Genomic DNA, 13,739 nt, shown 5'->3' with positions numbered 1-13,739 from the left:
GATATTAAACTCTCTCAACCCGCCTGCGTCAATTCGTAGCGGCCCTGATTCAACCCACTGCCAGCCCGACATACCCCGCGTTCATGCCACGAAAACTGCCCCAGATCACCAGCGACTCATCGGCCTTTTGGCAGGGAGGGGAATCGGGCCGACTGATGATCCATCGCTGCAGCACCTGCCGGCGGTTCTTTCATCCACCCGCTCCGATCTGCCCATTCTGTGGTTCGCTGGATGTGGCGCCGCAGGCCACAAGCGGCCGCGGCCGCATCGCCACCTACACCATCAACCACCAGGCGTGGAAGCCCGAGCTGGCCACCCCCTACGTCGTGGCCATCGTCGAGCTCGACGATCAGCCCGGCCTGCGCCTGCTCAGCAACGTCGTGGAATTAGTGCCCGATCAGGTGCGAATCGGCATGCCGGTGCATGTCACTTTCGAGCAGCACGAAGACGTCTGGCTCCCTCTGTTCAAGAAAGCCGAATGATGTTCGACCATCTGTACGAAAAAAACGTGGCGATCGCCGGCGTAGGCCAATCCGAAGTGGCCCGCCCATCCGACAAGTCCGCCATGCGCCTGACCCTGGACGCATGTCTGGAAGCCATTGCCGATGCGGGTCTCACGCGAAAGGACATCGACGGCGTGGCTTGCTGGCCAGGCGACAACAACAATGGCAACAGCTTTTCCCCGGTGGGCCCCAATGCGCTGATCGGCACGATGGGGCTCCACGTCAACTGGTATGGCGGCGGCTACGAAGGGCCGGGGCCACTGGCCGGCGTGATCAACGGCGCGATGGCCATTGCCGCGGGCCTGTGCCGCCATGTGCTGGTGTTCCGCACGATCACCGAAGCGAGCGCGCGGCGGCTCGACAAGAATGCCAACGCCTTGAGCAACAAGACCGCCGGGCGCGACAGCAGCTTCTTCTGGCAGTGGTACACCCCCTATGAAGTGCACTCGGCCATCAACCTGATGGCCATGTACGCGCAGCGGCACTTCCACGAATACGGGACCACCCCCGATCAGTTGGCGCAAATCGCCCTGACCTGCCGTGCCAACGCCGAGCTCAATCCCAAGGCTGTGTACCGCACGCCCATGACCATGGACGACTACTTGGCCTCCCGCATGATCTCGACGCCCCTGCGCATGTTCGATTGCGACGTGCACTGCGACGGGGCGACGGCCATCGTGCTCTCGCGCATGGATGCGGCGCGCCATGGACCGAATCCCCCCATCCGCCTGGAGGCCATCGGTTCGGCATTGCACCAGCCCTGGTCCTGGGATCAGGTTTCCCTGACCGGCGGGGCCAGCATCGACGCGGCACGCATGATGTGGCAGCGAACCGATCTCAAGCCGGCTGATGTCCGCAGCGCCCAGTTGTACGACGGCTTTTCCATCCTGACCCTGCTCTGGCTGGAGGCCTTGGGCCTGTGCCCGGCGGGCGAAAGCGGCCGCTTCGTCGAAGGCGGCACGCGGATCGCCCGCGACGGCGCCCTGCCGGTGAACACCAATGGCGGCCAGCTCTCGGGGGGAAGAACCCACGGCCTTGGGTATGTGCACGAGGCTTGCACCCAACTCTGGGGGCGCGCCGGACAGCGCCAGATCGCGCCGCACCAGGTAGCGGTCGCGGCGGCCGGCGGAGGCCCGCTGGCCGGCTCGCTTCTGCTCGTGCGCGAGTGAACCGGCCCTGGCCCTACCTGCCCTTCCCTTCCCCATTGCCGGCACCCTATGACACAACCTCTCCCCACCTCTTCACATACCGCGCATGGCCTGGGCATCGATCTGACCGAGTTCAAGAGCGCGTGGCGCATCGTGATTCTGGCCACGCTGGGACTGGCGATCAACTCCAACTCATCCATGCTGTATGCCTACGGCGCGATGATGGTTCCGCTGCAGCAGACCTTTGACTGGGCCCGCGCGGATCTTCAGTCGGCAGTGAGCTTCATGTTTCTGGGATCGGTGGTCGCATCCCAGATCGTGGGCTGGCTCAATCTGCGCTTTGGCATGAAGCGCGTCACGGTGATCTCGCTGTGCATGCTTTCCCTGGCCTTCATCGCCATGACGCGCTTGGGGCCTTCGATCGTGACGCTCTACCTGGGCTTTTTCCTGATGTCCATGGCCAGCATGGGCACCATGCACGTCACCTGGACCCATCTGGTGAACCTGTGGTTCGAGCGCAACCGCGGCCTGGCTCTCGCGCTGGTTCTTTCCGGCACCGGTCTGGCCGCCATGCTCATTCCCTCGGCGGTGAGCGCCGTGATCTCGCAATGGAACTGGCAGGCGGCCTTCTGGCTTCTGGCGGCCCTGCCAATGATCCTGGTGCTGCCCCTGGTGCTGGCCTGGATGAAAGAGCCTGCCCGCGCCCCGGCCCGCAAGCACAGCGAGTCAGCATCGTCAGCAGGTGCCGTGATCACGGGTGCCTCGCTGCGCGAAGGCCTGCGCAATCCCCGCTTCTGGCTTCTGAACATCGCCTTGTCCATGGTCGTGGCCTGCGTGGTGACGCTGGTCACGAATGGTGTCCCCCTGTTGCGCGACAAAGGCCTGGAGGCAGGGGATGCAGCGCGCATCTTCGGCAGCTTTGGCTTGTCGCTGATATTGGGGCGGGTCGTCGTGGGCTACCTGGTGGACCGCCTCTGGGCGCCTGGCGTGGCCGCCGTCGCCCTGGGGCTGCCGGCCCTGGGGTGCCTGCTCCTGGGTATCAGCGGCGCGAACGATACCGGCTGGCTCGTGCTGGGTGTCATGCTGGTGGGCATCGGCGCGGGTGCCGAGTTCGACCTGGCGGCCTTTCTCGTCTCGCGGTATTTCGGCATGCGCGACTACGGCCGCCTGTTCGGCATCCACCTCGGGCTGATCACGCTGGCTTCCACGCTGGCCCCATGGCTCTTCGGGCAACTCTACCGGAGCACCGGCTCGTACCAGGCGACGTTGTGGGTCTGCGGGCCCATGTTTCTCTTTGGTGGCCTCGCGTTGCTCTCGTTGGGCCGTTATCCGATCTTCGAGCGCAAGACCGCCCCTGACCAAACTCTTTGAAGCAGAACTCTATGTCCCACAATTCCATTGTCATCGTCGGTGCCGGCCAAGCCGGCTATCAGGTTGCAGCATCGCTGCGGCAGGAGGGATTTGAAGGCGCGATCACCCTCATTGGCGACGAACCTGGCGTTCCCTACCAGCGTCCACCACTGTCCAAGGCCTATCTGCTAGGAAAGGTTGGCGTGGCGGCGCTACGCTTTCGCCCCCCCGAGTACTTTGACGAGCACCGCATCACGCGCATACAGGGCAGTGCCACTGCCATCGACCGGGAACGCCGCGAGCTTGTCCTCGCCAGCGGCGAAAGACTCGCCTACGAGCACCTGGTGCTGGCAACCGGCGCGCGCAACCGTGTGCCGGCGGTCGCGGGCATCGAGCTCGGCGGCGTATTCGGCTTGCGCAACCTGGCAGATGCCGACGGGCTGTCACAGCGCCTGGGCAGCGCGAAGCGCGCAGTGGTCATTGGCGCGGGCTTCATCGGCCTGGAGTTCGCGGCCGTCGCAGCCGCACGCGGCATCGCGGTGGACGTGCTGGAGCTGGGCACGCGGCCAATGGCCCGAGCCCTCTCTGCGGTCACGTCCCAGGTATTCGATCACGCCCACGCCCGGTGGGGTGTGCGAATCCACTATGGCCAGAGCCTCGCCGCAATCCACGGCGATGGCGGCCAGGTGCGCAGCGTGGAGCTGGCCAGCGGCGAAGTCCTGCCGGCGGATCTGGTGGTCTATGGCATCGGCGTGCTGCCCAACGCGGAACTCGCTGCTCAGGCACAGTTGACCGTCAACAACGGCATCGTTGTCGACGCCCATCTGCTCACCAGCGACCCGGCCATTTCCGCCATCGGCGACGTGGTCAGCTTTCCCAGCCCCTGGTCACCACAGGCCATCCGGCTCGAGTCGGTTCAGAATGCCGTGGACCAGGCCAAGGCCGTGGCGGCCCGGCTCATGGGCAAGCCCGCCGGCTATGCCGCCCTGCCCTGGTTCTGGACCGACCAGGGAGAACTCAAGCTGCAAATCGCCGGCCTCGCCGACGGGCACGATGAAACCGTCGTGCTCGGCTCCGTCGAGCAGCACCAGATCAGCGTCCTTTGCTTCCGCGCCGGCCGTTTGGTGGCAGTGGAATCATGCAATCGGCCAGCCGACCACATGGCGGCGCGCAAGCTCATTGCACGCAACACGCCGCTCAGTCCTGCCGAGGCGGCCGCTCCAGGCTTCGATCTCAAGGCGTTCGAAGTCTCGACACGCGAGACCGCCTGAAAACGCGCCGATCCAGCGGCTTCCGCCGGGCTTTCAGCGGCCCTGCGCGGCGACCCCACCCCCACCCCCACCCCCACCCCCACCCCCACCCACGCCCACGCCCGCCACTGCCAACTACCCCGCGTCATGAATCGCTTAAAAATCTCCACCCGGCTTGCCATTTCGTTCTCCACCATGGTGCTGCTGCTGGTCGCGCAGGGCGCAATGGTGCTGTTCCTGTCCGCCGCGCAGCGTGAGGCGATGGAAGACATCGTTCAAAGGAGCAACCCCATCACCAAGGCATTGAGTGCGGTGATCGACGGGTCGAACATGGAAACCATCCAGTTCCGCAATCTGGCCTTGTTCTCGTCCCCGGACATTCAGCAGGCGGCGCTGGCCCAGATCAAGGTCGAACGCGGCAACATCGCCGCACAGACGCAAATTCTGGATCAGCTCATCGAATCCGACGAAGGTAAGGCCTTGCACCAGAGCATCAAGCCTCTGCGCGCCAAGGACCTTGCATTGGGCAATCAGTTTCTTGAACTGTTTGCCAAGGAACAATGGGTGGAGGCGCTGGCCTTGCTGGAGAGCAAACAGCGCCCCGCGCAGATCGAATACCAGAACGCGATCCGCAAGCAAGCGGAACTCCAGGCGCAGGTCATGGCCGAAGCCGGCCATCGGGCCGAGTCGGCCACCCGCAATTTGATGCGGGGGCTCCTGGTCGCGAGCGCCGTGACCATTGCTCTGGCCCTGTTCCTCGCTATCACCATCATCCGCTCGATCACTCGCCCGCTGATGCAGGCCGTTTCAGTGGCCGACCGCGTCGCCAGCGGCGATCTGAGCGGGCACATCACCGTGCAGTCCCAGGACGAAATGGGCCACCTGCTGGAGACGCTGCAGCGCATGCAGCACAGCCTGGCGCAGACGGTCACGGCGGTGCGCAGCAATGCACAGGGCGTCGCCTCGGCCAGCACCGAGATCGCGGCGGGCAACCATGACCTGTCGGGCCGCACCGAAGAGCAGGCCAGCGCACTGCAGCAAACCGCCGCGTCGATGGAACAACTGGGCTCCACGGTGAAGCAGAACGCCGACAACGCGCGCCAGGCCAACCAGCTCGCCCTGAGTGCCTCCACCGTGGCCACCCAAGGCGGCGAAGTGGTCGCCGAAGTGGTCAAAACCATGAAGGGCATCGACGACAGCAGCCACAAGATTGCCGACATCATCAGTGTGATCGACGGCATCGCTTTCCAGACCAACATCCTGGCCCTGAACGCCGCAGTGGAAGCCGCCCGCGCGGGCGAGCAAGGCCGCGGCTTTGCTGTGGTAGCCAGCGAGGTGCGCAGCCTCGCAGGCCGCAGCGCCGAAGCAGCCAAGGAAATCAAGCGGCTTATCACCGACAGCGTGGAGCGCGTGGAGCAGGGGTCGCAGCTCGTGGGCAAGGCCGGTGCCACGATGACGGAGGTCGTCACCGCCATCCGCCGTGTAACGGACATCATGGGCGAAATCAGCGCCGCGAGCAGCGCACAGAGCCAGGACATGGGACAAATCGGAGAAGCGGTCGCGCAGATGGACCAGACCACGCAGCGAAATGCCGCGCTGGTCGAAGAAATGGCCGCGGCCGCCAGCAGCCTGAGCAGCCAGTCCCAGGCGCTGGTGGAAGCTGTGGCGGTATTCAAGCTGTCGGACGGAGAGGCCGTGCGCACCATCAGTGCCGTGCCCGTGCCTCGCACGCTCCACGCAAGCGCGCCGATAAAAGCCATCCTGCTCGCCAGCGAGCACTAGGCTGAATCGACATTCACTGTAGCCATAGCCAGATTGAAGCAGCCAAGACCGCTGCCATGAAGTTGGCGGGCTTGCGGTCGTAGCGGGTGGCCACACGCCGCCATTGTTTGAGCTTGGCAAAGCAGCGCTCGATTCGACTGCGCAGGCGGTAGCGAGCCTTGTCATAGGGGCGCGCGGCCGCTCGCAATTGCGAGGCGGGATCACGGCCTGCGCCCCTTGCTGCTCGATGGCCTGTATCAATTCCGGGCTGTCGTAGCCCTTGCCGGCCAGCACGTAGCTGGGCTTGAACCCATCCACCAGGGCGCGGGTCTGGGTGACCATCCTCCGAGCTTAGAGAATGAATATCGATTAAGCCTAGGGCCGCAAGCATCAGAGCGGCAAGGCCCAGCCGCCATGCCGCGCCCGTCTCACACGAAAGCGCGCCGCCCGCCATGGGCAGTGGGGGCGATTGGAAGCGCATCTGAGTTTCCGGCGGTCTGGACTCTTCGGCGGGAAACCAGCACGCGAATGAATGCCCCGTTCATTGGCGCGGGATCTGCCTGAGCGGTGAACACGTCCTCTATGAAGTTTTGATAGCTGCTTGCGCGTTCTGAATGGGCGCTTGAGGCCAATTTGGCCCGTATCTTCCGTGCACGCGTCCGGGCCCCTGCGAAAGTATTGCCCTGCACTGAAGATGAGATCAGCCCCGCCACAGCGCCAACCTGGACCGCTGGTGACGAACGTGCCACGCGCACTCGGAGCGCGTGGACATCCACCCGCAAAAAAACACCCCCTGGTACAAGCCGTGAAGGTCTGCCAGGGGGTTCAAAACCCCGGATTCCACGGGGTACTGTGTCAATCACCGGCCTTGCCTCCGGTACTTGCACCTTGGAGAACGTGTCCAGGTCCGGCCCGGTCAGGCCATGGCTCCCAGAAAGTCAGCCTTGCCCAGCTCCACGCCTGCCTGGCGGAGCAACGCATAGGCCGTGGTCACATGAAAGAAGAAATTCGGCAGCGACCACTGCTGTAAGAAGGTCTGCCCCGTGAAGTGCAGCGGATCGCCTTGCCGCTGCGGCACGACCAGGGGCCGCTCGGCGCTCCCGGCCAATTGCTGCGGCGAAACGCCTTCCACGAAGCCGATGGCGTCCCGGACGCGGACACGCAACCCTTCGAAGCTCTCGTCGGAGCCTTGAGCGGCAGGCAGTTCCACGGCACCCAGGCGCGCGACGGCGAGCCGCGCCACCTCGCTGGCAATGGCAACTTGCTTGCCAAAGGTCAGCATGTCGGGCGACAGCTTCGTATTCAGGAAGGCCGCGCTGTCAAAACTTCTGGCCTGGGCATGGCCTTCGGCTTTGTCAAGCCAGGTCAGCAGGTTGCGCAGCATGCGGGCATAGATTTCCGCGCTGGCGGCATGCATGGATAAAGACATGGTCGGATATGGTTGGTTGGGTTCAGAGTTTGTTGGATCCCATGCGTGCGAAGAACTCGCGCATGGGCACCATGGACGGAGCGTGGCTGGTGAAGCCGCCATCCACTGGAATCACCGCCCCCGTGATGAATGAGGACTCGTCGCTGGCCAGGAAGCTCACCACGTCGGCAATCTGCTTTGGCGAACCGAGCTGGGGCGTCAGGTGCTGATCCAGGAGGATCTGCTTGATCTCCTGCGGAACGCCCTTCTGCGCGTGCTCGTTGAGCACAAAGCCAATCATGATGGCATTGGATCGGATACCCTCCTTGCCGTACTGAGCGGCCACGGAACGTGCCAGCGCCATCAGGGCCGCCTTGGAGGCGGCATAGGCGGTCAGCGTTGCATCACCCAGCAGCCCGAAGCCCGACGTCGCAAAGATGATCGATCCACCGCCGACCTTGAGCATGTGCGGGATGGCGTGCTTGCAGCACAGCATGGCGCCGCGCGCATTGACGTTCATGGCCCTGTCCCATGCGGAAAGGTCCACGTTGCAGACATCGCGGTCACCGGCACGCTGCGCCGGATCCAACGCGGCCGCATTGTTGTGCAGGACATCGATCCGCCCAAAGTGGTCGAGCACGGCTGAAACCATCGCCGCGACCCCCTCCTCGGAAGTCAGGTCGGTTTGGATGGCCAGAGCCTTGCCACCCCCCGCCTCGATTTCGGCGGCCACCGACTGAGCGCCCTCCAAGTTGATGTCCACCACCGCGACACGGGCTCCATGCCGGGCCAGCGAACGCGCACATTCAGCCCCAAGACCCGCCCCCGCACCGGTCACGATGCCGACCTTTCCATCCAGTTTGCGTTCGCTCATTGCATCTCCAGAAAAGCGATGTTTTGAAATTCATTCACCAGAAAAACAGGGCGCCCGTTTCTCGCGAAACGCCAGCGCGGCTTCCTTGACGTCGTTCATTGGAACCAGCATGGCGAACAGATCCAATTCCAGGTCCAGGCCACTCTTGAGGTCAAGGTGGCAGGCCGCGCGTGCAGCCTGCTTGGCGAACAGCGTTGCCGTGGGCGGCTTCTGGGCAATGCGTTCGGCCAGGGCAGTGACCTCCGCGAGCAGCGAATCAGCGCTGTCGGCCATGCGGGTGATCAGGCCGATGTCGAATGCCCGGCGTGCGTCGACGCGATCACCGGTCAGGAGCAAGTCCAGAGCACGCCCCGGGCCGACCACGGCTCCAAGGCGCTGGGTTCCTCCCCCTCCGGGGATCAGGCCCAGCCCCGTTTCGGGAAGGGCAAACACGGCGTCCGGGGCCGCGAAACGCAGATCGCAAGCCAAGGCCAGTTCCATGCCCCCGCCCATGCAATAGCCATGAATGGCGGCGATCACAGGTTTCTCGGTGCGATCCAGCGCCTCGATCCAACGCGACTTCTGCATGCGCCGACGCACCTGCACCGATGTTTCCGTCGCCCGCCGTTCCTTGATGTCGGCTCCGGCGCAAAACCCGCGCGCGCCCGCGCCGCGTATCACGATCACCCGAACGGACGGATCGCTATCGAGCTCGGCCAGCGCCGCGGGTACACCACGGCGGATGTCGTCGTTGATCGCATTGATCTGGTCCGGGCGATTGAGCACGATCCAGCCAACGCCTCCCCGGCGCTCCAGCTCGACGGCATTCCCGGGGGCCGCAGCTTCGTCACGCGTCGGGGTGGCCGGCTTGTGAAAGGAGGTTTCCATCATCGGTTCAATACTCCTCGAACTCAAACAGTTGCCCCCGCACGTCGGCCGGATCGACCCGGATCAGCGGCTTCCCACCCACGGCCTCGCATTCGTCGATCCAGGTGAAACGGGTACCGCGTGCCTTCAGGTCCTCGGCCTTGGCCTGGAGACCGTTCACCGCGATGCGGATGTAGTAGGGGCCGGGCCCCCAGGAATTCAGGTAGACGCCGGCATCACCGTTCCAGCGGGTCGCCTCGATCACGTCCAGCGAAGCGCTGTGCGGCACCGTGAATTCCATGCGGGCGCGGCGGTACCCCTCCTTGTCCAGAGACTCCACAGGGCTGCCAGGCTCCCAATCGAGGTTGGCCGATACCGTGCGCAGGGTTTCGTCCAGATTGCGGACGATGTAGCCGCGCGAGGTGACTCGCACCATGTCGCCCGGCTTGGGATCGCGCGGCTCGGGCGGGGGCACGCTGAAGGTGTCGGCCGGCATCTGCAGCGGCTCTAGGGGCATGACCTCGATGCACAGACCGCCGTCCACCGATGGGTGGTAGCGGGGATCCTCGGGCGTCGCGCCCAGCCAGAGCCGGTCGAACGGCATGTCGGGGGTGCGTTGTGCCATGCGGAACCGCAGGCGCCGGCGCATGAGCTTCTCGACCAGCAGGTCGAACTTGTCGCCGCGCGCGGCCAGCACGATCGAGTGGGTCACCATGGGCCGGTGCGCGCCCTGGTAAGCCTTGAGGCTCTCCAGGAAGTCGTGGAACATCGGATCGCCCGGGTTTGGTTGGTCCAAGTGGCACTGCGGCTCGATGCGGGTGGGGGCGACCGCCAACGATTTGTGAACCCGCAGGAAATGGGCAATGTAGGGATGGCCATCGAACGCTTGGCGCCAGTTGGGATGGCCGTGGAGGCCCAGCTTCGTCACCAACAGTTGCGCCATGCCGTCCGGGTCGGACAGCATCATGTCGGCACTCATCAACAGATCAAACACAGGCGTTGCTCCAAGAGAAGGAAAAAGTCAAAGAGGAAGTGCGCCATCCGCGGGCAGTGCAGACTTGGTCTGCCGTGGATTGAGCAGGAAATGGGACAAGGCGGGAATCAGCACCAGGGCACCCACCATGTTCCACAGGAACATGAAGGTCAGCAAAATGCCCATGTCCGCCTGGAACTTGATCGGCGAAAACGCCCAGGTGATCACGCCCGCGGCCATGGTCAGCCCCACCAGCGCCACCACGCGTCCCGTGAAGTCGAGCGACCTCCGGTATGCCTCGGCGAGCGTCGAGCCACGGCGCTGCATCGCAATCTGCACACTCAGCAGGTACAGGGCGTAGTCCACCCCGACGCCGACACCCACCGCGATCACTGGCAACGTGGCCACCTTGAGCCCGATGCCCATCCACACCATCAAGGCCTTGCAGATGATGGTGGTGATCACCAAGGGAACCATCGCCACGATGGTGGCGCGCAGGCTGCGGAAGGTCAGCAGGCACAGCAGCGCCGTGGCGCCATACACGGCCAGGTACATCAGCAAGATGCCGCGCTCGACCTCAATGTTGGTCGCCGCCTCGATTCCCGCGGAACCCGCCGCGAGCAAAAAGCGCGGCCCGCCGTCGGCAGAAGCACTGTTGTGCTCCGCGGCAAAGGCCTCACTCACCTGAAGCACGCGCTTGAGCGTGTCCGCCTTGTGATCGGCCAGATAGGCAATCAGTGGCGAGACGGAACACGAGGTATTGGTGATGTCCGGACTCGCAATCATGGCGGCCCCCACCGCCGCATTCGTGATGCCCTGGTCCCGGCTGATGGTGAGCCACTTGCCACTGCCCTCATTCAAGGCTGCAGTGATGAAGCGCGTGGACTCCGCCAGCGAACTGGTGGCCTGCACGCCCTCGGTCTGGCGCAGTGCCTGGGCCAGTTGGTCCATCAACTGCAAGGTGCCGTACAGCCGGCAGCCATCGTCAGGATTGGTCATGATGACCACGAACTGATCATTCGACAGCCCGTAGTGGGCCGTGATATAGGCACTGTCGCGGTTGTAGCGCGAGTCCTGCCTCAATTCGGGCGCCCCCGGATCCAGGTCGCCGATGCGCAGGTCGAACATCACGACCGTGCAGACCGCGGTCATCACGGCGGCAAGCGCCACCGTCACCGTGGCCGCGCGACGCTCCGTCAGGCGATCCAGCGCACTCCAGGTGCGTCCGAGCCATCCTTGCTTGCGCGTCGTGTCCTCGGCGAGGGCGCGGCGCGCCGCAGCCTCGCTCACGCCGATGTAGGACAAGGTCACCGGGATCAGCACGAGCTTGGTGAAGACCAGCACCGTGATCCCGATGCTGGTGGTCAGGGCCAGATCGCGAATAACCGGGATATCGATGATCACCAGCACGGCGAAGCCGACAATGTTCGTCAAAAGCGCCGTCAGGCCCGCCATGAAGAGGCGCCGGAAGGTGTAGCGCGCGGCAACGTATTTGTGCGTCCCACGGCCCACGTCCTGCAGGATGCCGTTCATCTTCTGGGCACCGTGCGAGAGCCCAATCGCGAAAATCAGGAATGGGACCAGGATCGAGTAGGGGTCCAGCTCGTAGCCCAGCAGGTTCATCAACCCCAGCAGCCACACCACCCCGGCAACGGCCACGCTCACCAGCAGCACGGTGCTGCGGATGCACCGGGTATAGAGGTAGACAAACAGCGCGGCGACCGCCACCGAGAGTCCGAAAAAGAGCATCACCTCATGGAGCCCTGCGATCAGATCGCCGACGATCTTTGCAAACCCGACCATGTAAATGCCGGTGCTCTCGTCCTCGAACGACCGGATCTCCTTCTCCAGGATGCGGGAGAACTCGCCATAGTTCAACGGCTCGCCCGTCTTGGGATGCCGATCCAGCAACGGCACGATGATCATCGTAGAGCGCGCGTCATTGGCCACCAGGCTTCCAACAATGCCTGACCGCCCAACGTTTTCCTTGAGCTTGCCGATCGATTCCTGGCTGCCGCTGTAGTCCGGCGGCATGACAGGCCCCCCCACCACGCCCTCCTCCGTCACCTGCCGCCAGCGCACGATGGGCATCCAGAGCGATTTCATCCACGAGCGGTCGACCCCTGGAATCAGGTAGAGAGCGTCATTGACCTTGCGCAGATTTTCCAGGTAGGCTGCGTCGTAGACATCACCGCTCTTGTTCTCCACGACGACCCGCACCGTGTTTCCCAACCCGGGGAGTTCCTCCCGATAGGCAAAGTAGGTCTGAATGTACGGGCTGGAGGATGGGATCATCCGCTCAAAGCTGGCATTGACTTCCAGCTTCAGAGCGAAGTAGCCCAGCACTGCGGTAGCCGCAAGGCACAGGAGCAACACCAACAGCCGGTTGTTGAACACCAGTTGCTCCAGGCGGCTGCCTGACTTGCGGTCGAACTGTGCCGGATCGCGAACGACCGGCATGGCGGGTTGCTGGGAATGAGCAGACATCAAAACTTTCGTGAGGGAGATCCATGGGATCTGCGACCTTCATTTACCTTGCGTGGGGAGCGCGATGACTCCGACACCGTTCAGGCGTGCCAGAGCCAGACGATGGGGGTCGGTCATCGCGGCGTCATAGACCTCAGCACCTGGTGCCTGGTCATATACCGTGGCGCGAGCGGCAGCGAAATCCACGGCGAGCACACTCCCTTGCTGCGACACTAGAAAAGCGGAATCCTCAAGGGTGACCGCACTTACCAGGTTGGCATCAAGACCGGTCTCGATCTTTTTCCACGCATGCCCAGCGTCCTCGCTGACAAAGGCATTGCCACGCAGGCCGTAGGCCACCAAGCGGGCACCGAACTGCGAGATCCCGAAGAAGCTGCCGTTGTAAGGCGTCTGCACACGTTTGAAGCGCTGGGTTGTTGCATCGAGATGCATCACCAGGCCCTGCTCACCTGCGACGAAGACGCCCCCTTCCCCACCTGCCAGTGCATAGAGGTGGTACCGCTGGTCATTGTCGGTTTTCCATAACCAGGGTTGCCACGTGTTGCCGGCATCGCTGGTTTTCAGGATCAAGCCGAAACCGCCCACGGCAAAGCCGGTGAGGCCATCGGGAGCGAACCAAATGTCGAGCAACGGCGCGGGCCAGACGTCCGCCGTGGCCGATTGCCCAACTGTCCGCTGGATCTCCGCCTCCCTCTCTTCGGAGCCTTTGGCGGAATCGCGCAGCAGCATCAGTACCGCACGCCCGTCCAGCACCCGCGTCCACGAGGCGCCGCCATCGGGCGACCTCAGGGCCACGGCATCGTGCCCCACGGCCCACGCCACGCCGGAACTGGCGAAGCGCACCGTGGTGAGGTCGGTGGAGACCGGGCTGCCGACCTGGCGCCACGATACCCCACCATCTTCGGACAGCAGGATCAAACCGCGCGGACCCACCGCAATGGTGCGCCCGCCTTGGCTCGCCACCCCGCTGACCATCGCCCGCTGCGCCGCCACAAGGGCTCGTGATGGCGCGTCGATCAGATCCAGGCGGGCTGCGCCTTGCGCTGCGATCACCCACGGCACCGGCAGCAGTACACACACGCCAACGAGCGCGGCGCAAGCCCAACGCAACCGCAGGAAAGGATGCAGGAAAGTCATGG

General features: G+C 64.2%; 12 protein-coding genes. 5 read left to right on the top strand and 7 right to left on the bottom strand.

The genetic code is table 11. The annotated features are described in order from the left end of the window. Positions 1–83: 83 nt before the first annotated feature. The 5 genes from C8C93_RS06740 (at position 84) to C8C93_RS06720 (ending at position 6,033) form a co-directional block, all read left to right on the top strand. Positions 84–482: a Zn-ribbon domain-containing OB-fold protein gene (locus C8C93_RS06740; protein WP_060987191.1), complete on the top strand. Its 399-nt coding sequence runs from the start codon at positions 84–86 to the stop codon at positions 480–482. Beyond that, the gene (locus C8C93_RS06735; RefSeq protein WP_199726993.1) at positions 479–1,672 is read left to right on the top strand and encodes a thiolase family protein; all 1,194 of its coding nucleotides are present in this window, start codon (positions 479–481) and stop codon (positions 1,670–1,672) included. The genes C8C93_RS06740 and C8C93_RS06735 overlap by 4 nt, the downstream gene beginning before the upstream one ends. A 48-nt stretch (positions 1,673–1,720) precedes the next feature. After that, complete coding sequence (locus C8C93_RS06730; protein ID WP_060987192.1) at positions 1,721–3,022, top strand: MFS transporter; 1,302 nt, start codon at positions 1,721–1,723, stop codon at positions 3,020–3,022. Positions 3,023–3,033: 11 nt separating this feature from the next. Beyond that, complete coding sequence (locus C8C93_RS06725; protein ID WP_060987193.1) at positions 3,034–4,272, top strand: NAD(P)/FAD-dependent oxidoreductase; 1,239 nt, start codon at positions 3,034–3,036, stop codon at positions 4,270–4,272. A gap of 126 nt (positions 4,273–4,398) precedes the next feature. Further along, complete coding sequence (locus tag C8C93_RS06720) at positions 4,399–6,033, top strand: methyl-accepting chemotaxis protein (protein WP_121506343.1); 1,635 nt, start codon at positions 4,399–4,401, stop codon at positions 6,031–6,033. Between the two features lie 13 nt (positions 6,034–6,046). Here the strand turns inward: C8C93_RS06720 and C8C93_RS25630 are convergent, their stop codons facing one another. From C8C93_RS25630 to C8C93_RS06685, 7 genes are all read right to left on the bottom strand, one after another. Continuing rightward, complete coding sequence (locus tag C8C93_RS25630) at positions 6,047–6,403, bottom strand: transposase (RefSeq protein WP_348649990.1); 357 nt, start codon at positions 6,401–6,403, stop codon at positions 6,047–6,049. Positions 6,404–6,928: 525 nt separating this feature from the next. Next, on the bottom strand, positions 6,929–7,429 hold the full coding sequence (locus C8C93_RS06710) for a DUF1993 family protein (RefSeq protein WP_060986285.1): 501 nt from the start codon (positions 7,427–7,429) through the stop codon (positions 6,929–6,931). A gap of 34 nt (positions 7,430–7,463) precedes the next feature. Next, complete coding sequence (locus tag C8C93_RS06705; protein ID WP_121506342.1) at positions 7,464–8,294, bottom strand: SDR family NAD(P)-dependent oxidoreductase; 831 nt, start codon at positions 8,292–8,294, stop codon at positions 7,464–7,466. 30 nt (positions 8,295–8,324) lie between these two features. Then, a complete protein-coding gene (locus C8C93_RS06700) occupies positions 8,325–9,164 on the bottom strand; it encodes an enoyl-CoA hydratase/isomerase family protein (RefSeq protein WP_233559253.1) in 840 nt (279 codons plus the stop codon). A 4-nt stretch (positions 9,165–9,168) separates the two neighbouring features. Beyond that, the gene (locus C8C93_RS06695; RefSeq protein WP_063460678.1) at positions 9,169–10,134 is read right to left on the bottom strand and encodes a hypothetical protein; all 966 of its coding nucleotides are present in this window, start codon (positions 10,132–10,134) and stop codon (positions 9,169–9,171) included. A 27-nt stretch (positions 10,135–10,161) separates the two neighbouring features. After that, the gene (locus tag C8C93_RS06690; protein WP_121508676.1) at positions 10,162–12,600 is read right to left on the bottom strand and encodes an RND family transporter; all 2,439 of its coding nucleotides are present in this window, start codon (positions 12,598–12,600) and stop codon (positions 10,162–10,164) included. Positions 12,601–12,639: 39 nt separating this feature from the next. Beyond that, the gene (locus tag C8C93_RS06685; protein WP_121506341.1) at positions 12,640–13,737 is read right to left on the bottom strand and encodes a YCF48-related protein; all 1,098 of its coding nucleotides are present in this window, start codon (positions 13,735–13,737) and stop codon (positions 12,640–12,642) included. Positions 13,738–13,739: the final 2 nt, after the last annotated feature.

The sequence above is a fragment of the Acidovorax sp. 93 genome, from assembly GCF_003633835.1.
Taxonomy (GTDB): domain Bacteria; phylum Pseudomonadota; class Gammaproteobacteria; order Burkholderiales; family Burkholderiaceae_C; genus Acidovorax; species Acidovorax facilis.
This window is presented reverse-complemented; position numbering and strand designations above follow the sequence as displayed.